The sequence below is a fragment of the Micromonospora sp. SH-82 genome (assembly GCF_051132485.1).
Classification (GTDB): Bacteria; Actinomycetota; Actinomycetes; order Mycobacteriales; family Micromonosporaceae; genus Micromonospora.
The window spans coordinates 4079932-4105638 of record NZ_CP148049.1; the positions used below are offsets into that span (position 1 = coordinate 4079932).

The 25707-nt window shown below is 73.5% G+C and carries 20 protein-coding genes, 1 pseudogene and 1 riboswitch; of the genes and pseudogenes, 14 read left to right on the plus strand and 7 right to left on the minus strand.

Annotated elements, in window-relative coordinates; genetic code table 11:
* The first annotated feature begins 50 nt into the window (after window positions 1-50).
* Together WHN02_RS18150 and WHN02_RS18155 are read left to right on the plus strand one after the other, a co-directional pair.
* A complete protein-coding gene (locus WHN02_RS18150) occupies window positions 51-2960 on the plus strand; it encodes a helix-turn-helix transcriptional regulator (protein WP_434739922.1) in 2910 nt (969 codons plus the stop codon).
* A 166-nt stretch (window positions 2961-3126) separates the two neighbouring features.
* Window positions 3127-3897: a DUF5995 family protein gene (locus WHN02_RS18155; RefSeq protein ID WP_434739923.1), complete on the plus strand. Its 771-nt coding sequence runs from the start codon at window positions 3127-3129 to the stop codon at window positions 3895-3897.
* Between the two features lie 245 nt (window positions 3898-4142).
* On the opposite strand, the gene WHN02_RS18160 is transcribed toward WHN02_RS18155, so the two are convergent.
* The 5 genes and pseudogenes from WHN02_RS18160 to WHN02_RS18180 all read right to left on the minus strand — a co-directional run bounded on the left by WHN02_RS18160 (window position 4143) and on the right by WHN02_RS18180 (window position 8555).
* Window positions 4143-4355: a hypothetical protein gene (locus WHN02_RS18160; protein WP_350896933.1), complete on the minus strand. Its 213-nt coding sequence runs from the start codon at window positions 4353-4355 to the stop codon at window positions 4143-4145.
* Window positions 4356-4477: 122 nt separating this feature from the next.
* Window positions 4478-4717 (minus strand): annotated as a pseudogene (locus WHN02_RS18165) (helix-hairpin-helix domain-containing protein); the annotation flags it as partial.
* A gap of 1157 nt (window positions 4718-5874) precedes the next feature.
* Window positions 5875-7173 carry an FAD-dependent oxidoreductase gene (locus tag WHN02_RS18170; protein ID WP_434743996.1) on the minus strand — a complete coding sequence of 433 codons (1299 nt, stop codon included), beginning with the start codon at window positions 7171-7173 and terminating at the stop codon, window positions 5875-5877.
* A gap of 72 nt (window positions 7174-7245) precedes the next feature.
* On the minus strand, window positions 7246-7593 hold the full coding sequence (locus tag WHN02_RS18175; RefSeq protein WP_350896936.1) for a TcmI family type II polyketide cyclase: 348 nt from the start codon (window positions 7591-7593) through the stop codon (window positions 7246-7248).
* 155 nt (window positions 7594-7748) lie between these two features.
* Entirely contained in the window at window positions 7749-8555 is an 807-nt protein-coding gene (locus WHN02_RS18180) for an AfsR/SARP family transcriptional regulator (RefSeq protein WP_434739924.1), read from the minus strand.
* Between the two features lie 408 nt (window positions 8556-8963).
* Between WHN02_RS18180 and WHN02_RS18185 the strand changes: the two genes are divergently transcribed.
* The 10 genes from WHN02_RS18185 to WHN02_RS18230 are packed head-to-tail and all read left to right on the plus strand — an operon-like array spanning window position 8964 to window position 17337.
* Window positions 8964-9284, plus strand: a complete 321-nt coding sequence (locus WHN02_RS18185; RefSeq protein WP_434739925.1) for a TcmI family type II polyketide cyclase — start codon at window positions 8964-8966, stop codon at window positions 9282-9284.
* Complete coding sequence (locus WHN02_RS18190; protein WP_434739926.1) at window positions 9281-11011, plus strand: acetyl-CoA carboxylase carboxyltransferase subunit alpha; 1731 nt, start codon at window positions 9281-9283, stop codon at window positions 11009-11011. The genes WHN02_RS18185 and WHN02_RS18190 overlap by 4 nt, the downstream gene beginning before the upstream one ends.
* Complete coding sequence (gene accB / locus WHN02_RS18195; RefSeq protein WP_434739927.1) at window positions 11008-11502, plus strand: acetyl-CoA carboxylase biotin carboxyl carrier protein; 495 nt, start codon at window positions 11008-11010, stop codon at window positions 11500-11502. The genes WHN02_RS18190 and accB overlap by 4 nt, the downstream gene beginning before the upstream one ends.
* Window positions 11503-11522: 20 nt before the next feature.
* Complete coding sequence (locus WHN02_RS18200; RefSeq protein ID WP_434739928.1) at window positions 11523-12911, plus strand: acetyl-CoA carboxylase biotin carboxylase subunit; 1389 nt, start codon at window positions 11523-11525, stop codon at window positions 12909-12911.
* 38 nt (window positions 12912-12949) lie between these two features.
* Complete coding sequence (locus WHN02_RS18205; protein WP_434739929.1) at window positions 12950-13702, plus strand: SRPBCC family protein; 753 nt, start codon at window positions 12950-12952, stop codon at window positions 13700-13702.
* Window positions 13695-14099: a cupin domain-containing protein gene (locus tag WHN02_RS18210; protein WP_434739930.1), complete on the plus strand. Its 405-nt coding sequence runs from the start codon at window positions 13695-13697 to the stop codon at window positions 14097-14099. The genes WHN02_RS18205 and WHN02_RS18210 overlap by 8 nt, the downstream gene beginning before the upstream one ends.
* On the plus strand, window positions 14096-15439 hold the full coding sequence (locus WHN02_RS18215; RefSeq protein WP_434739931.1) for a beta-ketoacyl-[acyl-carrier-protein] synthase family protein: 1344 nt from the start codon (window positions 14096-14098) through the stop codon (window positions 15437-15439). The genes WHN02_RS18210 and WHN02_RS18215 overlap by 4 nt, the downstream gene beginning before the upstream one ends.
* Window positions 15436-16689, plus strand: a complete 1254-nt coding sequence (locus WHN02_RS18220; protein WP_434739932.1) for a beta-ketoacyl synthase N-terminal-like domain-containing protein — start codon at window positions 15436-15438, stop codon at window positions 16687-16689. The genes WHN02_RS18215 and WHN02_RS18220 overlap by 4 nt, the downstream gene beginning before the upstream one ends.
* Window positions 16686-17027, plus strand: a complete 342-nt coding sequence (locus WHN02_RS18225; protein WP_434739933.1) for an antibiotic biosynthesis monooxygenase family protein — start codon at window positions 16686-16688, stop codon at window positions 17025-17027. Before WHN02_RS18220 ends, WHN02_RS18225 begins: the two co-directional genes overlap by 4 nt.
* Window positions 17028-17085: 58 nt before the next feature.
* Window positions 17086-17337, plus strand: coding sequence for a hypothetical protein (locus WHN02_RS18230; protein ID WP_350897981.1), 252 nt, complete (start codon window positions 17086-17088; stop codon window positions 17335-17337).
* A 121-nt stretch (window positions 17338-17458) separates the two neighbouring features.
* Here the strand turns inward: WHN02_RS18230 and WHN02_RS18235 are convergent, their stop codons facing one another.
* A complete protein-coding gene (locus WHN02_RS18235; protein ID WP_434739934.1) occupies window positions 17459-18898 on the minus strand; it encodes a glycine hydroxymethyltransferase in 1440 nt (479 codons plus the stop codon).
* Window positions 18899-18918: 20 nt separating this feature from the next.
* Window positions 18919-19008: riboswitch (ZMP/ZTP riboswitch) on the minus strand.
* Between the two features lie 111 nt (window positions 19009-19119).
* On the opposite strand from WHN02_RS18235, the gene WHN02_RS18240 reads away from it, so the two are divergent.
* Window positions 19120-19965 carry a metallophosphoesterase family protein gene (locus WHN02_RS18240; RefSeq protein ID WP_434739935.1) on the plus strand — a complete coding sequence of 282 codons (846 nt, stop codon included), beginning with the start codon at window positions 19120-19122 and terminating at the stop codon, window positions 19963-19965.
* A gap of 16 nt (window positions 19966-19981) precedes the next feature.
* On the opposite strand, the gene WHN02_RS18245 is transcribed toward WHN02_RS18240, so the two are convergent.
* A complete protein-coding gene (locus WHN02_RS18245; RefSeq protein WP_434739936.1) occupies window positions 19982-22072 on the minus strand; it encodes an acyltransferase family protein in 2091 nt (696 codons plus the stop codon).
* A gap of 176 nt (window positions 22073-22248) precedes the next feature.
* Between WHN02_RS18245 and WHN02_RS18250 the strand changes: the two genes are divergently transcribed.
* Window positions 22249-25683, plus strand: coding sequence for a DUF4132 domain-containing protein (locus WHN02_RS18250; RefSeq protein WP_434739937.1), 3435 nt, complete (start codon window positions 22249-22251; stop codon window positions 25681-25683).
* The last annotated feature ends 24 nt before the right edge of the window (window positions 25684-25707 follow it).

Here is a 25707-nt window from a genome sequence, read left to right on the forward strand (position 1 = left end):
GGGGACAAGGCCGTAGTGGGTCGACCCCGGGTGTGACTAGGCTGCGTGCCATGGCCCGCGATGTGGAGTCCGCACCGCTCGTCGGCCGCGCTGACCAGGTGAGCAAGCTGCGTTCGGCGCTCCTTGACGATGTCGCCCAGGGGCACACCGCCGCGGTGTTCGTCACCGGGGAGAGCGGGGTCGGCAAGACCCGGCTGCTGCGTGAGGTGGGCGCGGCCCTGCGTGACCGGGGTGCCGTGGTGCTCACCGGAGCATGTCTGGACATCGGGGACGCCTCCCCGCTGCACCCCCTGCTGCAGGCGCTGCGTCGGCTGGAGGCCGAGGCGGTGGCCCCCGCCCGGACCTCCTCCGCGGTCCGCAGCCTGCTGCGGATGTTCGCCGAGGAGCAGGGTGGCCCGGACGGCGCGGGCGCACTGTTGGAGCGGGTCTCCCAGGGGCTGCACCTGATCGCCGAGGGACGTCCGCTGCTGCTGGTCCTCGACGATCTGCAGTGGGTGGACCGGACCACCCGCCAGTTGTTGCTGTACCTGCTGGCGGGCCTGGGTGACCTGCAACTGTCGGTGTTGGCGGCGGTGCGGGCGGAGTCGTTGCAGGGGGCGCATCCGCTGCGCCGGGTGCTGACCGAGCTGCGCAGACTGCGGTCGGTACGGGTGGTCGACCTGGCCCCGTTGGACCGGGCGGCGACCGAGCAGCTGGCCACGGCGGTGGTAGGACGCCCGTTGGGCCCGGATGCGGCCGAGCAGGTGTGGCAGCGCAGCGGCGGGAACCCGTTCGTGGTGGAGGAACTCGCCCGGGACCTGCGGGACGGCCGGGACGGGTTGTCGGACAACCTGCGGGAGATCTTCCTGGCCCGGGTGGACGCCCTGCCACAGGCGGCCCACGAGGTGGTGCACGCCGTGGCGGCCGGTGTGGAACCGGTGGAGCACTGGCTGCTGGCGCGGGTCGTGCGGCTGCCGGAGGAGGAGCTGATCGAGGCGATCCGGGCTGCGGTGGCGCACCGGCTGCTCGACAGCTCCGACGACGGCTACCGGTTGCGGCACCGGCTGGTCGCCGAGGTCCTCGCCCACGAGTTGCTCCCGGCCGAGCGCCAGGTCCTGCACCGACGCTACGCCGAGGCGGTGACCACCGCCCCGGCGGAGCTGCACCAGGCCCGGCTGGCGCACCACTGGCGGTTGGCGGGGGAGCCGACGCGGGCGTTGCCGGCCGCGGTGGCGGCGGCCCAGGAGGCCGAGCGGTTGCACGGGTACGCCGAGGCGCACCGGCACTGGTCGTTGGCGTTGCAGCTCTCCGACCGGGCCACCGAGCAGGCCCCCGGGATGGAGGTCGACCGGGTGACCCTGCTCGGTCACGCCGCCGAGTCGGCCCACCAGTGCGGTGAACACGCCCGGGCGTTGGCGCTGTTGGAGGAGTTGGCCGCCACCGGGGGCGGGACGCTGTCGTGCTCGTTGCGGATCCGGCGCGCCCGTTACCTCGCCTCCGCCGGCCGGTCCGCCCCGGCCGAGCAGGAGTACCGGCTGGTCCTGGAGGACCCGGCGTGTACGGCACGGGAGCGGGCCACCGCCGCTGCGTACCTCGCCGAACTGCTGGTGCAGATGGGACGGTACGTCGACGCCGGACAGCGGGCCCGGGAGGCGTTGACGCTCTGCGCGGGAGTCGACGGCTCCACCTCGGAGGTGGTACGCGCCAGCGCGGCGTTGGGGTACAGCGACGCGTACCTGGAGGACCCGGACGCCGGGCTGGCGGTGATGCGGGAGGCGCTGGCGGTGGCCGAGCGATCCGGCCGACCCTCCGATGTGGGAACCGCGTACCTGCACCTGGCGGAGTTGCTGACCGGGCCGCTCAACGTCATCGAGGAGGGGGTGGTGGTGGCCCGCCGGGGCGCCGAACGGGTCGCCGAGCTGGGGCTGGGCCGCACCTACGAGACCCGGCTGCTGGCGATCGCCACGAACGGGCTGTTCCGGGTGGGGCAGTGGTCCGAGGCGGAGAAGGTGATCGCGGCGGCGCTGCGGCACCGCCCCTCCGGGGCGGACGCGGTGGAGCTGCTGCTGGCCCGGTGCCGACTGTCGGTGGGGTACGGGGAGGTGGAGGCCGCCGACCGGGACCTCGACGCGGTGGCCACGGTGCTCGCCGGCGGGGGCGCCCGACACGTGTTGCCGATGTTGACGCTGCGCGCCGGACTGGCGATGTGGCAGGGCCGACACGACGTGGCCCGGCAGGCGGTCCAGCGTGGGCTCATCGAGAGCCGCTCCGACGACGTGGCGATCCTCGCCGCCCTGGTCTGGCACGGGTTGCGCGCCGAGGCGGAGGCGCAGGCCAGCCGGACGGTGGAGATGGACCCGACGGCGGTCCGCCGACTCCGGGAGGCGATGGAGCGGGTCGCGGTACGCAGCGAGAACGCCTCCAAGCTGGTCCGTCGGGTGGTCGGGGGTTTCCTGGCGCTGTGCGCGGCGGAGATCAGCCGGATCGAGGGTGCCAGCGACGCCGACCTGTGGGGTCGGGCGGCAGCCGAGTGGGACCGGGACAACCATCCCTATCCGGCTGCCTACTGCCGACTGCGTCAGGCCGAGGCGCTGCTGAGCCGCCGGGCTCGTCCCGCCACCGCCCGTAAGTTGCTTCGGCAGGCGTACGCCGCGGCTCACGGGCTGGGTGCGGAGCCGATGACCTCGGAGATCACCACGATCGCCGGACGGGCCCGCGTGGACCTGGAGGAGCGCGTCGTCCCCACCACCCGGGTGCGTGCCGCATCCAAGGTGTCCACGAGCGACGAACTGGCGACCCTGACCGCCCGGGAGCGGGAGGTGCTCGCCGCCGTCGCCGAGGGGCTCACCAACAAGGAGATCGGTCAGCGGCTGTTCATCAGCGAGCGGACCATCGGGGTGCACGTGTCGCACATCTTCGACAAGCTCCAGGTGCGGACCCGGGTGCAGGCCAGCGCGATCTTCCTGCGCCAGTCGTCCTGATCGGCCGGTCCGTGTGGTGCTGATCGGCCGGTCGGTCCGGGGTTGATCGGCCGGCGGTACGTCGTTGCTTATACGTCATTCTACTGATCCACAGGGCGTCTCCCGCTGGCAGGCTCTGCCACGTCGACGACAGCGCGGGGGTGCCGCGGGGACCAGTGGAGGAGCTATGAGCGTACCGGTGTGGGGTCCCGTCCACGGGGACGTCGTCGACCTGCTGGCCGACCATCCGGCGGACGTCCCGGCGGTGGTCGACCACCTGACCAAGTTGCAGGACATGCTGGTACGGCTGCCTCCGCTGGCCGACAGCAACCCGCTGGCCGACTTCAACCGGCTGTACCTGGTGATCACCGAGTGCGTCCTGGACGGCCTCTACGACGGACGGTTCGCCGACCCGGTCTTCCTGTCCCGCCTCGACGTCGAGTTCGCCACCCGCTACTTCGACGCCCTGCGGCTGTGGACGGAGTCGAGCCCGAACACCCCGGCGGCCTGGCGGTGCCTGTTCGAGCGGATGTCGGGTCCGGACGCGCGTCCGCTGCCGTCGGCGGCGGCCGGGGTCAACGCCCACATCAACTTCGACCTGCCGTTCGCCCTGGTCACCACCTTCGACCACCTGGAGTCCGAGCCGGTCGACGCCAGCGAGCAGCACCGTGACTACCTGGAGATCAATGCGATCTTCGCCCAGAAGATCCCGTCGCTGCGGCGCGGCTACCTGGACCGGTGGCAGCTGATCATCGACATGCTCAACGGGGACTTCGACGACTGGTACCAGGGTGAACTGGTGGAGTACACCCGCGACGTGGCCTGGCGCAACGCCCAGAAGATCTGGCGGTGTCGGCACGACGAGCACGCTCGGGAGATCGAGCTGAAGCGGTTGGACGAGACCGCCGCCGCGTTCGGCCGGCTCCTGCTCTCGCCCCTCGGGGCGCTGCTGCAGTAGCCGGTACGGGGGGTTCCCGTGCTCTGCCGGTGGGGGGTGGTGGAGCACGGGGGCGACGAGACGTCCGCCGGGGGGCGGGCGTACGGGGGAGGTGGAACGGTGACCCGGGGGGATCGGGGCGACCGTTCCAGGGGCCGGTGGGGTCGGGTCGATCGGGGGGATCGCCCGGCCTCACCGGCCCCGCGGGGGGCCGACGACCGTCGGCCCACACCCCGACACACCGGGGTACGGGCCGACGGTGCGGATCACCGAGACGGCTCGGGCAGTTCGCAGTCGACCTGCGGGTTGGCACCGACGTAGTTGAGCGGCCCCGCCGCGATGGTCACCAGTATGGTGCCCACCTCGGCGCAGTTGGTCTCGTCGTTGCCGCTGAAGTAGCCCCGTTGCCCGGCGGCGACAGCGCCGATGACGAGCCAGATCACGAGGATGATTCCCAAAAGCGACGGGCCACGACGCATGGCTGCCTCCCGGTTGGCTGATTGTTGTCAGGTGGGGCGGGATGTACCCAGTCGCGGCCGACCGCTAACGGTGTCCGGGTCGCCACCGGTGGCCGGGACGGATCAGCCACCGGAGGCGAGCGTCAGGCGCTTCCGTCGGCCACCGGAAGGACCCGCTCCACCTCGGGTGCCCCGGCCAGCACTGCGGCCTGCTGCGGCCAGGTGGCCAGCCCCGGGGCGGAACGGACCCCGGCGGTGCGGATGACCTCCCGCAGGGCGGCTTCGTCCAGGTCGGCGAGCTGCCGGTAGGTCCGGATGCCGGCGGCCTGCAACGTGGCGGCCAGCTTCGGCCCGACACCCTGGATCCGCCGGAAGTCGTCGACCGAATCGGTCTGCGCCGCACCCCCACCGGCCGCCGCCACGTCACCGGTCACCGCACCGGCCGGAGCCGCGCCGGCGGTCACCGCGTCGGTGGTCCCGGCGGTCGGGGCGCCGTCGGTCGCCGTGTCGGCCGGAGCCGGTGCGTCCGGCTCGGTCACGGTCTCCTCCGCCGGGGCGGAGCGGGGGTGGGGGACCGGAGTCGGGGCGTCGGTCGTCGCCTCGTCCACGTTCCCGGTGGTCACCGGGGCGTCGGCGGCAGGTGCGACCTCCTCGTCGGTGGCCGACGAGGCGGCCGTGACCGGCTGCGGCGTCTCCGGTCGGGTCTCGACGGACTCGTCGGTCGACGGCCCCTGCGGTTCGGCGGTCTCGGTGGGACGGTCGGCGTCGGCGGTCACCGGCGCGGTCTCGGCGGCGGCCGGTACGACCTCGGGCCGGTCGGTCGTCGAGGGCTCGACGGTCTCCTCGGCGGTGTTCGACGAGGCGGTCGTGTCGACGAGGGGCGCGACCGGGGTCGGGTCGGTGTCGACGGCGACCGGCGTCGGGTCGACCGGGGTCGGGTCGGTGTCGGTGGTCTTCGGGGTGTCGGTGACCAGGCCGGTGGTGGCCGCCGTGACGAGGACCGGGTCGTCCGAGGTCGAACCGGCGACGGTGGGCTCGGTCGACGTCCGCGCGGCGACCTCGTCGTCGCCGACGACGGTTCCGGTGGTGGTGGTCGCCGGTGCGTCGTCGACGGTGACCGACCCGGTGGTGGTCGCGGGGGAGTCGGCGGCGGTGTCCGGCCCGGTGCCGGTGACGTCGGTGGCGTGGGTCGGTACCCGGTCGACGACGGCCGCCGGGGGTTCGTCGTCGACGGTGGCCGGTGCGGGGTCGGCGGCGACCACGGCGGTGGGTGCCACGGCCGTCGGGGTACCGGCGGTGCCGAGGTCACCCGGGGCACCGGCCACCGGGGACGCCCCGCTCGGGTTCGGTACCCGGCGGGAACGGAGTATCCATCCTCCGGCGAACCCCGCCGCCAGAGCCAAGATCAACAGAAGGAGATGCAAGAAAGTGAACGACACGGAGAAATCGCCCTCACCTAGGTCGAAGGGTCGCGAAGAAAGCTCGGGGCAGCTTCGCACACCGGCAGGGCGGGCAACAGCGCGGCTCACGGTGGCGAGGGTCAGTCGTTCTCGCCCCGGTAGGTGTAGAAGTCGTCGACGAACCTGCGGCGTAACCGGGGGATCCGACTGGTGACACCGAAGTAGCCCCGGGCACCGAGCAGTGCCAGTCGACCCACCACGGGGCGGTACAACGGATCGTCGCCGTTGGTGCCGTTGCGGGACAACGAGTCGGCGACCCGGGCGTAGCCGTACGGCAGCATCGCCGCCTCGTAGTCGGCCACCCCCGCCAGCAGCGTCTTGTCACCCGCCGCGACCTGCCGCAACTCCTCGACGAGCAGTGCGGCGTCCCGTAGTGCGGTGTTCGCCCCCACCCCCCTTCCGGGGGTCATCGTGTGGATGGCGTCGCCGAGGAGGGTGACGGTGCTGGCCTTCCACTGTGGGATCGGCTCCGAGGTGGCCACCCGGATCGGCATCGCACTGTGCGGGTCGCTGCCGGCGAGCAGGTCCCGCAGGTCCGGATGCCAGCCCCGGGTCAGTCGCAGGGCCAGGTCGATCAGGGCGGGGCCGCGCAGGCGCATCACGTCGGCGGGGAAGTGGCGGTCGGCGCTCCAGATGACGATGTTGACGTAGTCGCGGGTGGCGTCGTGGCGCAACCCCGGCCACCGGGCCAGCAGGGCGGCGTCGGTCGGGTCGAGGTCCGGTCTCAGTCGACCGTCGCGGTCCCACTTGAACTCCATCACGTGCAGCACCCCCATGATCCCGCCGCTGCCGAAGATCAGGGAGATGCCCTGCCGGACCCGTTCGGGTAGCAGTGACCGGACGTGGTCGGTCAGCGGGATCTTCACCGCGATGTTGACGGTGCCGGCGGCGCGGGTCACGGCGTGCGGCAGGTGTTGACGACGTACCGCCGAGTGGGTTCCGTCGGCGGCGACCAGCAGGTCACCGACGGCGGTGGTGCCGTCGGCGAAGTGCGCGGTGACGGTCCCGTCGTCGCGCTGCTCGTAGTGGGTGAAGGTCCGCCCGAAGTGGACGACGTCCTCCATCCCGGTGAGCAGGACCTGGTGCAGGGTCATCCGGGCCACCGACCGTTCGGTCTCCACCGGGTCGGTGTCCGGCCGCAACTCGAACGAGGCGGTCTCGCGCAGCCGCTCACTGATCACGGTGAAGTACCGGGGGGAGCGGGCGCAGGTGGCGAGGAAGACGTCGAACAGCTCCGGTGGCAGGCATCGGCGCAGCGCCTTGTTCCCGGTCGGACCGATCCCGATGCGGTAGCTGAGCAGGCCGTCGCTGCGGTCGCGGTGCCGTTCGTAGACGGCCACGTCGATGCCGGCGCGGCGCAGCCCGTGCGCCAGGCACATGCCACCGGTGCCGGCACCGATGACCAGAACCCGCAGTCGCTGGGGTGACACGGCGGTTCCCCTCCTCGGCCGTCAGCCGGCGGCACCGGTAGTGGTCACCGAGTCCGCGTCCCAGGTGTAGAAGCACCCGGCGATCGCGTCACGCGGGGACCGCCAGGTCGGCAGGTACGGCGAGGTGTGCGCCGAGAGCCGCTTGTTGACCTCACGGAACAGCGGGTGGTTGCGGGCCGCCGCCAAGGCGTCCGGGTCGACGTCGGAGGTCTCCATCAGGTGCACGTACAGGTCGTGCAGGCAGTAGAGCGACCGGTGTCGGAGTCCGGTCATGGCGGGCAGTTCCGTCGCGTCGGACTCGCTGAAGATCTGGGCCACCCGACCCTCCGAACCCGGGATGATCCTGCTGACCACCAGTAGACGACTCATGGGATCCCTTCCGTCGGTGGTGTCGTCGGGCGGACCGGCGGCACCTGGGACAGCTGTGCCCTCACCCTCCCGCACTGCCAGTCACCGGGTCGTCACTCCGGGCGCGACCGTGGTGACGTCGGGCGTCGGTCCGGGGTCTGCGGAGGACGTCGCGCTCACCGGGGGCGGGGGACGCCCTGGCCCGCCGGGTCGGTGCGGGGTCGGCCGGTGCCCGCCGGGCTGGCCCGTCGGATCGGTGCCAGGGTGTCGTCGAGCAGGGCGGACATCGCGGCGGAGGGCTCCAGGCGCAGTTCCCGCAGCAGCAGGTCGCGGTAGACGTAGAAGGCGTGCACCGCCTCGTACGCGTTGCCCTCGGCCAGGTGGATGCGGACCACCAGGCGGTGCGGCGTCTCCCGCAACGGCTCGGCCGACATCGCCTCCAGGGCGGCGTCGAGGGCCTGCCCGTGCCGACCGGCGGCGAGGTGGTACGCGGCCACCTGCTCCAGCATGTGCAGTCGCAGCTGGCGCAGCCGCTCGCGTTCCAGCAGGACCCAGTCGTCGTACCAGCCGGGGAGCAGGTCGTGGCGGCCGGCGGCCAGGGCACCCTCGGCGAGGCGGGTGTCGTCGCCGTCGCGGATCCGGGCGGCGGTCTGCACCAGGTCGTCGACGTCGACCCGGACGCTCGGATCGAGGCGTACGGTGTCGCCCACGGTGATCAACGGGCAGCAGGGGTCCTGACGCAGCCGCCACAGGGCGGTCCGCAGTGAGGAGAGCGCCCGTTCCTCGGCGGCCTCCGGCCACAGCAGACCGGCCAGGTTGCTGCGGGTGGCGTCCGGCCGGAGTCCGATCAGGGCGATGACGCGTTGCAGGCCCCGGGGGACGACCACCGGTGCCCCCCGCCGCAGCAGTCGGAACCCGCCGAGCAGGTGCAGCGCCACCGGGGCGCGCTCGACCCGGGCGGGCGGGCGTGGTTCAGAGGTCACGGACGGCACCCCCCTGCAGTGGAACCGCAGTCCCGACGTGTCACCGGCGGTCGACGGGTGACACCGCTGTCGAGGTTGCGCCGTTGGCGACGGGCGACCCGTGGCCGCCGGGTTGGACGTGCCGACACTAACAATCGTGGTTACGCTGAGTCAACGACTCGGTCTGCTTTGTGACCTTCGAGTTCACCTGACGCACCCACTCTGATCAGCGAAAAAGTGTCAGCCCGTCCGGTGGCCGCACAGCTGGGGCAGGGACTGTTCATAGCTTGCGTCAACGGAACGTCACCGCCGATTGTGGCTGGTGGGCCAACGGTGACGGCGGGGTGACGGCGTACGGCGCATCGTGGCGGCACCGATCCGACGTGGCCCGCCGGGCCACCCACCGATGTGCCGTGGGGGTGCCAGCTCATGGACCGTACGCTGATCATCGCGAAGGTGGTTCCGGACGCCGAGGAACAGGTGGCGGAGATCTTCGCCGAGTCCGACGCGACCGAACTGCCCCGCCTGGCCGGGGTCCGGCACCGGTCCCTCTACCGGCTGCACGACATCTACGTCCACCTGCTGGAGACCGAGTCGGCGGGCGAGGGTGCCGTGGAGGCGGTCCGGGACCACCCGGAGTTCACCCGGGTCAGCGCCCGACTGCGACCGTTCATCTCGCCGTACCTGCCGACCTGGCAGGGTCCCCGCGACGCGATGGCCCAGCGGTTCTACCACTGGGAGCGGCCGTGACCGCCACCGCGCCCGCCGAGGAGCAGCTCTGGTCCCGGTGCGCGGGCTGCGCCAGTCTGCTCTACCGCAAGCGCCTCCTGCGCAACCTCGACGTCTGTCCCGAGTGCGGGGCGCACGCCCGGCTCGGTGCGCCGGACCGGCTCCGGCAACTCGTCGACCCGGCCTCGTTCGTCGCCCTGGCCGACCGGCCGGCCGACGTCGACCCGATCGGCTTCGTCGACGTCCTGCCCTACCCGCACCGGCTCGCCGCCGCCCGGACCGGCACCGGTCTCACCGAGGCGGTGGTCTGCGGCACCGCCACCATCGCCGGACACCGGGTCGCCCTGGCCGTGATGGACTTCCGGTTCCTCGGCGGCAGCCTCGGGTGTGCGGTCGGCGAGCTGATCACCCGCAGCGCCGAGCGGGCGCTCGACGAGCGGATCCCGCTGGTGCTGGTGACCGCCTCCGGCGGGGCCCGGATGCAGGAGGGCGCCCTGTCGTTGATGCAGATGGCCACCGTCAGCCAGGCGGTGGCCGCCCTACGCGAGGCGGGGGTGCTCACCGTCAGCGTCCTCACCGACCCCACCTACGGTGGGGTGGCCGCCTCCTTCGCCACCAACACCGACCTGGTCCTCGCTGAGGCCGGTGCCCGGATGGGGTTCGCCGGTCCCCGGGTGATCCGTCAGGTCACCGGGCGGGCTTTGCCCGAGGGGTTCCAGACCGCCGACTTCCTGCTCCGGCACGGTCAGGTCGACATGGTGGTGCCCCGGCGGGCGCTGCGCGGTCGGCTGGCCTCGGTGCTCGCCGCCGCGGCGGCCGGTCGACCGCCGACCCTGCCGCCACCGGCCGCCACCGCACCCCGCCCCCAGGCGCCGTCGACCGGGACCACCTCCGTCGTCCCGGAGTCCGACGGCATCGCCACCCCGGGCCCCGACGAGGATCCGTGGACCACCGTCCGGGCCGCCCGGCACCTCGCCCGCCCCACCACGCTGGACTACCTGGACGCCGCCTTCGACGGCTTCGTCGAGCTGCACGGAGACCGGCTCGGCGCGGACTGCCCGGCGGTGGTCGGCGGTCTCGCCCGCGTCGACGGCCGGCACGTGGTGGTGGTCGGTCACCAGAAGGGACACACCACAGCCGAGCTGGTGGCCCGCAACTTCGGCATGGCCAGCCCGGCCGGTCACCGCAAGGCCCTGCGGCTGATGCGACTCGCCGCCCGGCTCGGCCTCCCGGTGGTCACCCTGGTCGACACTCCCGGCGCGGATCCGGGGGTACGAGCCGAGGAGCACGGCCAGGCCGCCGCGATCGCGGAGAACATCCTGATGATGAGCTGCCTGCCCACCCCCGTCGTCGCGGTGGTGACCGGGGAGGGCGGCAGCGGAGGGGCGCTGGCGCTGGCCGTCGCGGACCGGGTGTTGATGCTGCGCAACGCGGTCTACTCGGTGATCAGCCCGGAGGGGTGCGCCGCGATCCTCTGGCCGGACCGGTCGGCGGCGGCGCAGGCCGCGCGGGCGTTGCGGCTGACCGCCCCGGACCTGTGTCGGCTCGGCATCGTCGACGAGGTGGTGCCGGAACCGCCGGGGGGTGCCCAGTCCGCCCCGGCCGTCGCCGCGGAGCTGCTCCGTCGTGCGGTCGCCGCGAACCTGACCCCGCTGCTGGACGTACCGCCGGCCACCCTGGTCCGCCGCCGACGGGAGCGGTTCCGCCGCTACGGGGCGGCCCGGCTCACGGGGGTGGGGGTCCGATGAGCGAGGTCACCGCCGACGGGGTCCTGTCCGAGCTGAGTCGGCAGGCCCGACACCTGGTGTCCGAACTGGCCGGTCCGGTGCGCCGGGTCCGACTGCGCAGCGGGGACACCGTCCTCGAGGTGGAGTGGCACGACCCGACGGCTCCGGCTCCGGCCCCGGCTCCGGCTCCGGCGCCCCGCGCCGCACCCGACGCCGCGTCCGGGTCGGTGGCGGAGGCACCGGCCCCGGCGGCGGCGACGTCACCGGCGACCCGGTTCACCGTCCGGTCGCCGATCGTCGGCACCTTCTACCGCTGCCCGCAACCGGGCGCCGCCCCGTACGTCGCCGTCGGCGACCTGCTGCGGGCCGGTCAGGTGGTGGGCGTCGTGGAGGCGATGAAGTTGATGAACGAGGTGGTCACCGAGCAGGCCGGACGGGTCGTCGAGCTGCCCGTGGCCGACGGTGGGCCCGTCGAGTACGACCAGCCGCTCGTCGTCGTGGAACCGGCCTGAGGCCGGGCGGAGGGATGTCGATGTTCGACAAGGTGCTGATCGCCAACCGGGGCGAGATCGCGCTCCGGGTGCTGCGGGCCTGCCGGGAACTGGGCATCGCGACGGTGGTGGTCTACTCCAGCGCCGACGCCGACTCGACGGCGGTCCGCCTCGCCGACGAGGCGGTCCGGATCGGCCCGGCGGCCAGCCGACGCAGCTACCTCAACCCGGCGGCGATAGTGGAGGCGGCCCGGTCGACGGGCGCCCAGGCCGTGCACCCCGGGTACGGGTTCCTCTCCGAGGACGCCGACTTCGCCGAGATCTGCGCCCAGAACGGTCTGACCTTCGTCGGCCCGCCGCCGCAGGTGATGGCGGCCCTGTCCGACAAGGCGACGGCCCGGGCGTTGATGCGCCGGGCGGGTCTGCCCCTGCCCCCGGGCAGTGTCCAGACCGTCGCCACCGTCGAGGAGGCGGTCGAGGTGGCCGCCGGGATCGGCTACCCGGTGATGGTCAAGGCGGCGGCGGGTGGCGGGGGCCGGGGGATGACGGTGGTCGCCTCGGCGGCCGATCTGCCCCGGGCGTACGTCCGCACCCGCGCCGCCGCGCAGGCCGCCTTCGGCGACGACCGGGTGTACGTGGAGCGCTACCTGAGCGAGGCGCGCCACGTCGAGGTGCAGGTCCTCTGCGACTCCCACGGCAACGGGGTGCACCTGGGCACCCGGGACTGCTCGGTGCAGCGGCGACACCAGAAGCTGGTCGAGGAGGCCCCCGCCCCGGGGCTGTCCGAGCGGACCCGGGCGGCGATGGCGGCGGCGGCGCTGCGCGGCGTCCTCGACGTCGGGTTCACCGGGGCGGGGACCGTGGAGTTCCTGGTCGACGAGGCGGAGGACTTCCACTTCCTGGAGATCAACTCCCGGATCCAGGTGGAGCACCCGGTCACCGAGATGGTCACGGGGATCGACCTGGTGCACGAGCAGCTCCACGTCGCCGCCGGTGAACCGCTGCGCCTGCGCCAGGCCGACGTCCGACTGACCGGGGTGTCGGTGGAGTGCCGGGTCAACGTGGAGGACCCGGACCGGGACTTCGCCCCCACCCCCGGGCGACTGGAGCGGTTCCATCCGCCGGGCGGGCCGTTCACCCGGGTGGACACCCACGGCCACCCCGGTTACCTGATCGGCCCGCACTACGACTCCCTCCTGGCCAAGGTGGTCGTCTGGGCGCCGGACCGGGACCTGGCGCTCAACCGGCTGGCGCGGGCGTTGGGCGAGTTCGACATCGCCGGTCCCGGTGTGCGTACCACCATCCCGTTCGTCGCCCGGGTGCTCGACGACGCCACGTTCCGCGCCGCCCGGCACACCACCGGCCTGGTCGACCGGCTGCTCTGTCCGCCCGCCGGTGCCCCGGCGGCCGTCGCGGCCGCCGTCGCCTGAGGCGCCCCGCTGTTCGTACTCGGATCGAAGGAGACCTGATGACCGTCACGCGTGGCCGACCGCTCACCGCGGAGATCACCGACATCCTGGTGGCGCACTGCGGCCTGGACGCCGCCGACGCCGCCCGTGCGCCGGACGCCTCCCTGGAGGAGCTGGGCATGGACTCCCTGGCGCTGCTGGAACTCTCCGCGGTGGTCGCCGACCGCTACCGGGTGCAGATACCCGAACAGGCCGGGGTGTTGACCATCCCGGCCGTGGCCGACCTGGTCGCCGAGGCGACCGAGGCGGGGGGCGACCCGCCGCCGGACCCGCCGGGGCACACCGAGAACGGCATCGTCGTCGCCGCCCCCCTCGCCCTGGTCTGGGAGATCACCAACGACGTGGCGAACTGGCCGGACCTGTTCACCGAGTACGCCTCGGTGCAGATCCTCGAACGCGACGGCCGGACCGTCCGGTTCCGACTCACCATGCACCCCGACGAGAACGGGACGGTGTGGAGCTGGGTCAGCGAACGCACCACCGACTGGGCCAACCGGGAGGTCCACGCCCACCGGGTGGAGACCGGGCCGTTCGAGTACATGAAGATCCACTGGCGGTACGCCGCCGAGCCCGAGGGCACCCGGATGACCTGGACCCAGGACTTCGCGATGCACCCCCAGGCCCCGCTGGACAACGCCGGGATGACCGCGCGGATCAACGCCAACAGCCTCGTCCAGCTGTCGGTGATCAAGAACCGGATCGAGCAGGTCGCCCGGGAGCGGGCCGCCACCACGGGAGCCGACGATGAGTGAGTCCACCAACCGCCTCGTGACCCTCGACGGCCTCCCGGCGGACACCCGGCGCGGCGGCGAGCTGCGGGTCCTGCTCGGCCCGAAGACGGTGGGCAGCACCTCGGGCTTCATGGGGGTGGCCACCCTGCAACCGGGGGAGCGCATCGCCGAGCACTACCACCCGTACAGCGAGGAGTTCCTCTACGTGACCCGGGGGGAGATCACCGTGGACCTCGACGACGAACCGGTCCCGGTGGCGGCCGGGCAGGGCCTGTTCGTCGCGATCGACGTCCGGCACCGGCTGCGCAACACCGGCGGGGAGCCCGCCGAGGTGGTCTTCCACCTGGGGCCGTTGGCCCCGCGACCCGAGTTGGGGCACGTCGACACCGAGGTCGTCCCGCAGCGGAGTCCGGCGTGACCGCCGACCGGCCCCGCCGTACCGTGGTCACCGGGGTCGGGGTGGTCGCCCCCGGCGGGTCGACCCGGGACCGGTTCTGGAAGACGATCACCGAGGGGCGGACCGCCACCCGGCGGATCAGCTTCTTCGACCCGTCGCCGTTCCGGTCCCAGATCGCCGCCGAGTGCGACTTCGACCCGGACGCCGCCGGGATCACCCTGGCCGAGCGGGCCCGCGCCGACAGGTACGTGCAGTTCGCGCTGGCCTGCTCGACCGAGGCGCTCGCCGACAGCGGCCTGGACCTGACCGACGCGCACCGGGCGGTCACCGGCGTGGTGCTCGGCACCGCCGTCGGCGGCACCATGGCCCTGGAACAGGAGTACGTCACCGTCAGCGACTCCGGCCGGCACTGGCTGGTCGACCACCGCCTCGGCGGCAGGTACCTCTATCAGGCGCTGGTGCCCAGCAGTCTCGCCGCCGACGTGGCCTGCCGACACGGCCTGCACGGCCCGGCCCAGGTGGTCTCCACCGGCTGCACCTCGGGGATCGACGCCATCGGCTACGCCCACCAGCTGATCCTCGACGGCGAGGCGGAGATCGTCCTGGCCGGGGCGGCGGACTCGCCGATCTCCCCGGTGACGGTCGCCTCGTTCGACGCGATCAAGGCGACCAGCCCGGACAACGACGACCCGGCGCACGCCTCCCGCCCCTTCGACGCCGACCGGCACGGGTTCGTCCTCGCCGAGGGGGCGGCCGTGCTGGTCCTGGAGGAGGCCGAACACGCCCGCCGACGGGGCGCCCACGTCTACTGCGAGGTCGCCGGGTACGCCAACCGCAGCAACGGCTACCACATGACCGGCCTGCGTCCGGACGGTGTGGAGATGGGGCTGGCCATCACCGACGCGATGGACCAGGCACGGCTCGACCCCGACCAGGTCTCCTACATCAGCGCCCACGGCTCCGGCACCCGACAGAACGACAGGCACGAGACGGCGGCGTTCAAGCTGGCCCTCGGTCCGGCGGCCTACCGGACCCCGATCAGCTCGATCAAGTCGATGGTCGGGCACTCGCTCGGCGCGATCGGCTCGATCGAGATGGCCGCGTGCGCCCTGGCCATCGAGTACGGCGTGGTCCCCCCGACGGCGAACTGGGCCACCCGGGACCCGGAGTGCGACCTGGACTACGTACCGAACGAGGCGAGGGAGGTCCCGGTGGACGTGGCGCTCTCGGTGGGCAGCGGGTTCGGCGGATTCCAGTCCGCGATGATCTTCCGTCGGTGGCCCGGGTCGGCCCGGGTCGGGTCACTCCCGGACGCCGGGGACACCGCGGTTCCGTCGCCCGGGACGGGGCGTGACCGGTGACCGCCCGGGCGGTGGTCACCGGCATCGGTGTGGTCGCGCCGAGCGGCATCGGCGCCGACGAACACTGGCGTACGGTCCGCGACGGCAGATACCGGACCGGGCCGGTCACCCTCTTCGACGCCGCCGGGTACCCGACGAGGATCGCCGGTGAGGTGGCCGGCTTTACCGCCGGTGACCACGCCGACAACCGGCGTCTGGTGCAGACCGACAGGTGGACCCATCTCGGGTTCGCCGCGACCCGACTGGCCCTGGCCGACGCCGGACTGCCCGACCGCGACGACGACGCCGACCCGTACGACTACGCGATCACCCTGGCCAGCTCGTCCGGGGGCAACCTGTTCGGGCAGCGGGAACTCCAACGCCTCTGGGGCGGGTCGTCCCGCACCGTCGGGGCGTACCAGTCGATCGCCTGGTTCTACGCCGCCAGCGTCGGGCAGATCTCCATCCACCACCAGTTCAAGGGGCCCTGCGGGGTGCTGGTCGCCGAGGCCGCCGGTGGACTGGACAGCCTGGCGCACGCGGTCCGGACCGTCCGCCGGGGCACCCCGGTGGTGATCGCCGGGGCGACCGAGTGTCCGCTGAGCCCGTACGCGCTGGCCTGTCAACTGGCGTCCGGACTGCTCAGCACGGACACCGACCCGGTCGGGGCGTACCGGCCCTTCGACGCCGCTGCCGGCGGCTACGTCCCGGCCGAGGGTGGCGCTGTCTTCGTGGTGGAGGACCGGGACCACGCCGTGGCCCGGGGCGCGCGGATCTACGGTGAGATCACCGGCTGGGCGGCCACCCACGACGCCCGTCCCACCGACCCCGACACCCCCGTCGAGTCGACCTGGTACGCGCACGCACTGCGGCAGGCGCTGGTGCGGGCCGAGGTCCGACCCGACGAGGTGGACGTGGTCCTGCCCGACGCCCTGGGGGTGCCCGGCCACGACCGGGCCGAGGCCGACGCGCTGCGCGCCGTGTTCGGCGACCGACGCCCACCGGTGAGCACCCAGAAGCCGTTGACCGGCCGGGCCCACCAGGGCGGGTCGGCGTTGGACGTGGCCACCGCGCTGCTCGCCTTCGCCCACGACACCCTGCCGCCCTCGGCCGGTCCCCGGGACCCCGCCGACGGCTGCGACCTGGACTTCCTCCGCGAGCCCCGTCGTCCGCGCAGCCGGGTGGCGGTCGTCGGGGCCCGGGGCTTCGACGGATTCAACAGCGCGCTGGTGTTGCGGGGGGCACCGGCACCACGACAGGGGGAACCATGACCGACCAACGGGCCCGAGTGGTCTTCCTGGTCCGCGTCCCGCAGGACCGGACCGGGGACTTCCTGCGGGCGTACGACGCGGTGCGACACCTCGTCGCCGACGGCGTACCCGGTCACCTCGTGGACCAGGTCTGCCGGTCGGCCACCGACCCGGAGCAGTGGCTGATCACCAGCGAGTGGCGCACGCTCGCCGACTTCGAGGCCTGGGAACGCAGCCCGGAGCACCGTGACCTGGTCCGGCCGATGCGGGAGTGCTTCACCGACGCCCGGTCCATGCGGTTCCGGGTGCACGCCCAGACCCCGACGCCGGTCGAGGTGGTGACAGCGCGCGGTGGCTGAGCGGCACGCGGTGACCCCGGTGGTTTCGCGGTCCGCTGTGGACGGCGATAATGGAGCGATGGTTACCTGGGAATACGCCCTGCTGGTCCGCCGGTACCAGGGACAGGGCCGCAGTTTCAGCGTCTCGTTCATCTGGTACGGCCCGGACGGGTCACGGTCCGACGTCACCGCCTACGGCGACACCGCCGTGGCCCACCTCAACCGGTACGGCCGACAGGGCTGGGAACTGGTCGTCGCCGCCGAGGACGTCAACAACGTCCAGGGCAGCACCGAGGTCCACCGCTACCACCTCAAGCGTCCGCTGAACTGACCCCTCCCTCCCACCCCCCGTACACGATCAAGGGGTTTGCGTCGGCGACCTGTCGGATCGCGACGCAAACCCCTTGATCATCGTTCGGTTCCGGCCCCGGTGAGCGGGGCGGCGGGTCAGGTCAGGTCAGGTCGACGGTGGGGTAGAGCGGGAACCCGGTGAGCAGGTCACCGGCCTGGCGGCTGACCTTGTCGGCCAGGGTCGGGTCGAGGACGTACTTCGCCTTCGAGGCGGCGCCGTCGGCACCCACCCCGGGGGAGGTCTGGCTGAGCACGGTGTGGATCAGCTCGGCGGTGGCGTCCATCTCCGCCGTGCCGAGGCCCCGGGTGGTCAGCGCCGGGGTGCCGATCCGGATCCCGGAGGTGTACCACGCCCCGTTGGGGTCCTGCGGCACCGCGTTGCGGTTGGTGACGATCCCCGAGTCGAGCAACGCCTGCTCTGCCTGCCGACCGGTGAGGCCGTACCCGGTGACGTCGATGAGGACCAGGTGGTTCTCGGTGCCGCCGGTGACCAGCTTCGCCCCCCGGCGCAGCAGCCCCTCGGCGAGCGCCTGGGCGTTGGCCACGATGCGCTGCGCGTAGTCGGTGAAGGACGGCTGCCGTGCCTCGGCCAGGGCGACCGCCTTGGCCGCCATCACGTGCGGAAGCGGACCGCCGAGCACCATCGGGCACCCCCGGTCGACCTGGTCGGCCAGCTCCGGGCCGCAGAGCACCATGCCGCCGCGCGGGCCGCGCAGCGACTTGTGGGTGGTGGTGGTGACGATGTGGGCGTGCGGCACCGGGTCGAAGTCGCCGGTGAAGACCTTCCCGGCGACGAGCCCGGCGAAGTGGGCCATGTCGACCATGAAGGTCGCCCCGACCGAGTCGGCGATCTCCCGCAGGATCCGGAAGTTGACCTTCCGGGGGTACGCGGAGTACCCGCCGACCAGGATCAGCGGCTTGAACTCCCGTGCGGCCTCGGCCACCCGGTCGTAGTCGATCAGCCCGGTGGCCGGGTCGGTGCCGTAGCTGCGCTGGTCGAACATCTTCCCGGAGATGTTCGGCCGGAACCCGTGGGTCAGGTGGCCGCCCGCGTCCAGCGACATGCCCAGCATCCGCTGGTTCCCCAGCTCCCGACGCAGCGTGTACCAGTCCTGCTCGGTCAGGTCGTTGACGTGCCTGGCCTGCGCCTTGCGCAATGCCGGGGCCTCCACCCGGTCGGCCAGGACCGCCCAGAAGGCCACCAGGTTGGCGTCGATCCCCGAGTGCGGCTGGACGTAGGCGTGTGCCGCCCCGAACAGCTCCCGGGCGTGCTCGGCGGCGAGGGCCTCGACGGTGTCGACGTTCTGGCAGCCGGCGTAGAACCGGCGGCCCACGGTGCCCTCGGCGTACTTGTCGCTGAACCAGTTGCCCATCGCCAGCAGGGTGGCCGGGGAGGCGTAGTTCTCGCTGGCGATCAGCTTGAGCGACTCCCGCTGGTCGGTCAGCTCCGCCCCGATCGCGTCGGCCACCCGGGGCTCGACGGCGCGGATCACCTCAAGCGCACTGCGGAACGCGGTGGACTCGGCGCTGGACGACGACATGCGACCTCCTGGAGAACGTACGGGAAGGCCCAGGCGCTCGGCAGACGTCCTCGTGACGGGACCGCTCCCCGATGGTTGTCCATCTTCACGCGCCAGTCACGGCCCAGCAGCGATCCTACCGGGTACGCCGGCAGCCGCTTCGGCTACACCGGTCACCGACGAGAGCGCCGGGGGCGCTGCGGGCTCGCGGCGGACGGCCGGTGGTGCCTAGGATCGTGGCCATGGCGGGGGACGGAACGGGCCGGTTGCTGGCCATCAGTGATCTGCACATCGGCTACCAGGAGAACCGTTCCTTCGTCGAGACGCTGCGCCCGCAGACCCCGCACGACTGGCTGCTGGTCGCCGGGGACGTCGCCGACACCGTGGCCGACATCGAGTGGGCGCTGGGCCTGCTGGCCGAACGCTTCGCCAAGGTCGTCTGGGTGCCCGGCAACCACGAGTTGTGGACCCCGCCGGCCGACCCGGTCACCCTGCGCGGGGTGGAGCGCTACGAACACCTCGTCGACAGGTGCCGGAGTCTGGGGGTCCTCACCCCCGAGGATCCCTACCCGGTCTGGACCGGTCCCGGCGGTCCCGTCCAGATCGCCCCCCTGTTCCTGCTCTACGACTACAGCTGGCGCCCGGAGGGGTTGGACACCCCGGAGGCGGCCCTGGCCGAGGCGCACCGGACCGGGATCGTCTGCACCGACGAGTACCTGCTGCACCCCGACCCGTACCCGACCCGGGCGCAGTGGTGTGCGGCCCGGGTGGCGCTGACCGAGCGGCGACTGGCCGCCCGCGACCCGGACCTGCCCACCATCCTGGTCAACCACTACCCGCTGGTCCGGGAGCCGACCCGGGTCCTGTGGTACCCGATCTTCGCCCAGTGGTGCGGCACCGACGCCACCGCCGACTGGCACCTGCGCTTCGACGTCGCCGCGATGGTCTACGGCCACCTGCACATCCCACGGACCACCGTCCACGACGGGGTCCGGTTCGAGGAGGTCTCCCTGGGCTACCCGAGGGAGTGGAAGCCCCGGACCGCCCCGCCCGCGCTCCGGCAGATCCTGCCCGCCCCGACGAGCTGACCCCGCCGGGGCACAGTCAGTCGATCCGGGCACGGACCGCGGCCAGGGCGGTGTCCAGGCGGGGTGCCAGGGTCCGCGAGTAACTGGCGGTGAGGTGGTTGGTGTCCCGGTAGACCAGCACCCCGCCGATGATCGGCGCGCACCTGTCGGTCGGGCAGATCGCGTCGTTGAGGTCGATCAGGTGCACCCCGGGCTGACCTGCGGCGGCCCGTTCCTGGGCCACCCCGCCACCGGCGGCGAGGACCTCGGCCCGGGGCGGGGCGCACCGGGTGAGCCGGTCCGGGTTCGCCGAGACGCAGTCCACCGGGTCCGCCCGGTGGTACGGGGAGTCCCGCAGCACCACCACGGGAATCCCGAGCCGGGTCGTCTGCCGCCAGGTGTCCCGCAGCGCCGTGGCCATCCGCTCGTCCGGTCGGTCGGTCAGTACCCGTCCGTCGCGCACCGTGGGATACCGGAGGCTGCCCACCAGCAGCAGGTCGGGCGGGTCCTCCCGGAGTTCGGCGCGGACCCGTCGGTTCCACTCGGTGCAGCTGGTGTACGGCTGCCCCTTGCGAGCCACCTCCACGGCCAGGAACGGGCAGGAGACCTTCGTGTGCGTCACCACCCGCCACCGGCGCGCCACCGCCACCTCGTGCAGGGCGGGCAGCCACTGGGTGGCGTGCGAGTCCCCGGCGAGGACGACGGTCAGCGAACCCTCCGGGTCGCCGTAGACGCAGCGCCGGGGCCGGTCGGCGGCGAGGTCGAGCTGACAGCCGGTGCTCGTCGCCACCGGGACGTCCCTCGTCGCGACCCTCGGGTCCGGGGTGATCGTCTCGACCCGGTCCACCTGCGCCCCGGCCGGGTCACCCCGGGGCTCGCGTCGCAGGACGGCGGCCCCGGGCGCGGTCCCGGTGGTGTCGACCCGGTCGCCGGAGGCCACCGGCACGGGGCTCGGCGGCGGTGGCGGCGGCCACACGGTCAGGTGGAACAGCAGACCCGCGAGGGCCGCCGTGGCGGTCCACACGCTGCCGATCCGCAGCGCCTGTCCCGGGTCCCACAGCAGGGCCGGCGAGTGGCGGATCGGGTTCTCCACGTACCTGTGGGTGAGCACCGCCGGGACCACCGACGCCGCCACCACCGCCAGTCCGGCACCGGACCCGAGCGGCCCGAACCGGTGCTCGGCGACCACCAGCAGCGGCCAGTGCCACAGGTAGAGCGAGTAGGACAGCGCCCCGACGGCCCGCATCGGTGCCACCCCGAGCAGCCCGGCCGGTCCGGCGCGTCCGGCCGCCACCGCGAACCCGAGCACGGCGGCGGTCCCGACGGTGGGCAGCAGGGCGACGTACCCGGGAAAGGCCCACTGCCCGTCGAACGACACCGCGGAGGCGAGGACGGCGGCGAGACCGGCCCAGGCGAGGACGGCGGCCACCGGCCGTGGGGTCCGGCCCAGCCGGACGGCGACCACCGCCACCGTCGCCCCCAGGGCGAGTTCCCAGATCCTGGTGGTGGTCACGAAGTACGCCGCCTCCGGTGCGGTCCGGGTCGACCGGACCGACCAGGCGAACGAGGCGACGGCGATCAGGGTCAACCCGCCGACGAGGACCCGCTCTCGGTGCCGCCCGGCGAGACCGAGCAGGGCCAGCACCACCAGCGGCCAGACCAGGTAGAACTGTTCCTCCACGCTCAGCGACCAGTAGTGCTGCACGATGCTGGTGGCCTGGTCGGCGGCGAGGTAGTCGACGGACTGGTCGGCCAGCCGCCAGTTCAGCACGTAGAGCGCCCCGGCGACCACGTCCCAGGCGGTGTCGGCGAACCGCACCGTCGGCAGGAACAGGTACGTCAGCAGCAGCGCCGCCAGCAGCACCAGCCCGGCTGCGGGAAGCAGCCGCTTGGCCCGCCGGGCGTAGAAGCCGGGCAGGGAGATCCGGCCGGTCCCGTCGAACTCCTCGACGAGTAGACCGGTGATCAGGAACCCGGAGACGACGAAGAAGACGTCCACCCCGACGAACCCACCGGGCAGGTACGGGGTCGCGGCGTGGCCGACCAGGACCAGCCCGACCGCCAGGGCGCGCAACCCCTCGATGTCGCCCCGCAGAGCCGCCCGGGGCGCAGCCTGTGACCTGCTCATGTTCGGTGCCGTGGTCCATTCGGTGAGGTGAACGCCGCTGTCGGGAGTCGACACGGCCGGTCGGCCCCGTCGGAGACAACGAGGGCCCACTCGCCCGAGGTGCGCCGCACCCGGCCCGGGTTTGTCACAGGAGCCGGTTATGGTCCCTGCCGGCACGGGCCACGGAGGAGGACGGATTGGGTGTCCGGGTGGACGGCGGCGCGGCGGGACCCGGGCGGGTCCGACCTGTCGCCCACGGCGTGGTCGTCGACGACCTGCCCGACGAGGAGGCCTTCACCGTCCCGGCGGCCTGGCAGCGCAGCGCCCTGCCGCGCCGGGACCGCCCGCTGGGGCCGCCACCGGCATCCACCGCCGGGACCGTCGCCGACGATGGTGTCCCGAGCCGGTGTCGGCGTCGACTCCAGCAGGTCCTGGACCACCCGGACAGCGACCCGACCCTGGTCGCCGAGGCGCGTGGGCAGCTGGGCGGGGAGCCGTCCGACCTCGGTGCCGCCGCCGTCCTGACGGCGGTGCTGCACGTGGAGTCGGGACGCGGCCCGGAAGGTGTCCGGGCGGTCGTCGACGACTGGTCCACCCGGTACGGTGCCGCCCTGGTCGCCGCCGCCGTCACCTACCTGTCCGAGCTGCGGGTCGAGGGCAACGGCCCCGACACCTACCGGCTGTCCTGGCGCCCCGGTGACCAGGACGAGGGGCACGCCGCGTGGGACAGCCGGCTGGTAGTGCTCGAACGGGTCCGCGAACACCTGGCGCACCTCGACGACGTGTCGTACGCCGAGGCGGTGGCCGCGCTCGACGCCCTGCGCGAGGGCGGTGGCCCCCGACTGCGGACCACCACGTGCTTCCTGCTGCCCACCCGGCTCGACTGGGTCGACGCGGAGTGCGCCGCACTGCCCGCCGCCCCCGATCCCCGTCACGCCCGCCTGCTGTGGTGTGCGGCGAGCACCCCCGACCACGCCCGGGTCGCCGCCGCCCACCTGCCCGGATGGGGGATCACCCACGACATCCGGCTGGTGCACACCGCAGTGGTCGGCGTCGGCCCGGCCGTCGCCGAGTTCCTCGTCGACCGGATCGGCGAGGACCACCCCCGCCCGGACGTGCGACGCCGGACCATCGACGTGGTCGCCGTCCTGCCCACCGACGCGGCCCTGCGGGGGCTGGTGGACCGACTCGACCAGACCCACGTCCACGCGGCGGTGGCCACGGCGCTGTCCCGGTTCCCGGTCCGGGGCGTCCGGGTGCTCGCCGCGGCGGCGACCACCGGCGGCGCGGTCGCCCCGGCCGCGCGTACCCTGCTGGGCGGGCTGGTGTCGACGTGCCCGGCGGCGGTCGCGGTGGCCCTGCCCGCCCTCCCCGCCCCGGCCCGTACCCAGGTGGAGCAGGTCCTGGCCGACCGGGCCGCCACCCCACCGGAGGCCACCCCCGACCTCCTCCCGGCGGTGCTCGTCGCCCCACCGTGGAGCGCCGGCCGACGGCCGCGCACACCCCCGGTGGTCACCGGGCTGACCCGGGCCGAGGAGACCGACCTGGTGTGGCTGCCCGACGAGTGGGAGCAGTGGTCGGCCCTGCGGCCGTGCGGGCACTTCGGTGCACCGACGGACCGTAACCTCCCCTACGTGGCGACCCTGTTCGCCACCGGGAACCTGCCCGCCGACCGTCAGCTCGCCTTCCTCCTACGCGCCCCCGCCGACCTGGCCGCCCCGCTCCTGCACACCTGGCGGCCCGAGGATCCGGGGGCGCTGCGCTCGTGGATCTGCCCCGACCCGCCCGTGGACTGGCTGCGTATCCTGCTGGTCCGGCACGGCCCGGCGGCCGTCGCGGCGGTCCGCCGCCTGGCCCGCGCCGACCCGTCGCTGGCCCCCGCGCTGCTTCCGGTCGCCGACGCGGGCGTCGCCGACCAGATGGCCGACTGGTTCAGTCGACTCCCGTCGGTCCGGCAGGTCGCCCGGGCCTGGCTGGACCGGCACCCGGTGGTGGCGGCCCGGGCCCTGCTCCCGGCCGCGCTCGGACGCCCCGGCCGGGCCCGTCGCAGCGCCGAGGCGGCCCTGCTGGCGGTCGCCACCGCCCGTCGGGAGGTGGTCCTGACCGAGGCCGCCCGGTACGGTGCGCCGGCTCTCCACGCGGCGCGGACACTTCTCGACTCCGACCCGCTCGACGTCCTGCCGGTGAAGCCGCCGAACCTCCCGGAGTGGGTCGACCCGGCGGTGCTCCCACCGGTTCTGGTACGCGGACGCCGCGCGGTGCTGCCCGCCGAGTCCGTCCGGCACCTGTGCACCATGCTCGCCGTCTCCCGACCCGACGAGGAGTATTCGGGCCTCGCCCAGGTCCGGGCCGCCTGCGACCCGACGTCGCTGGCCGAGTTCGGGTGGGCGCTGCTGCAACGGTGGCGGGCCGACGGGTCCCCACCCCGCCAGGGGTGGATCCTGACCGGGCTCGCCCTGGTCGGCGACGACGAGACCGCCCGGCGGCTCGCCCCGGTGATCCGGGCCTGGCCGGGGGAGGGCGGGCACGCCCGGGCCGTCACCGGGCTGGACGTCCTCGCCGGGCTCGGCTCGGACGTCGCCCTGGTGCACCTGCACCGCATCGCGCAGACCGCCCCCTACCGGGGGCTGCGGGCCCACGCGGCGGACAGGGTCGCCGCGGTGGCCCGACGGCTCGGCCTCACCCCCGACCAACTGGCCGACCGGTTCGTGCCCGACCTGGGACTGGACGCCGACGCGACGGTGGTGCTCGACTACGGTCCGCGCCGGTTCACCGTCGGCTTCGACGAGCAGCTCACGCCGTACGTCCTCGACGAGCAGGGCGGCCGACGCAGGGACCTGCCGCGGCCCGGTCCGCGTGACGACGCCGTCCGGGCACCGCAGGCGTACCGCCGGTTCACGGGGTTGAAGAAGGACGTCCGGACCCTCGCCGCCACCCAGCTGGACCGGTTCGAGACGGCGATGGTCCGGCGACGACGCCTGCCGGTGGTCGACTTCCGGCGGTACCTGCTGGACCACCCGCTGGTCGGGCGGCTGGTCCGTCGCCTGGTGTGGACGTCGGTCGACGGGGACGGTGAGCCGGTGACCGCGTTCCGGGTGACCGAGGCCGGCACCTTCGCCACAGTCCACGGCGCGGCGTGCGACCTGCCCGACGAGGCGTCGGTCGGCGTCGCGCACCCGCTGCACCTGGGGGCGACCGCGTCGGAGTGGGCGCAGGTCCTCGCCGACCACGCCGTCGTCCAGCCGTTCCCCCAGGTGGACCGGGAGGTGTACACCCTCTCGGCCGCCGAGCGGGCCGGGCCGACCCTGCGGCGGTTCACGGATGCCACCGCCGAGACCGCCCGGCTCCTCGGCCTGCAACGGCGGGGCTGGCGACGCGGGGAGGCCGAGGACGCCGGGGTGCAGCAGTGGCTGGAGTACGAACTCCCCGACGGCCGAGCGGTGGTGGTCAACCTCAACCCCGGGATCGTGGCACCGTCGGTGGCGGACGTCCCCGACCAGCGCATCGAAGGGGTGTGGCTCAACGACGGGCCGACCGGCCGGTGGCGACCGCAGGGGCTGCTCCCCTTCACCGACCTGGACCCGGTCACCACCTCGGAGGTGCTCCGTGACCTGACCGGGGTGGTCCGGTGAGGTGATCTTCGATCTCCACTGTGG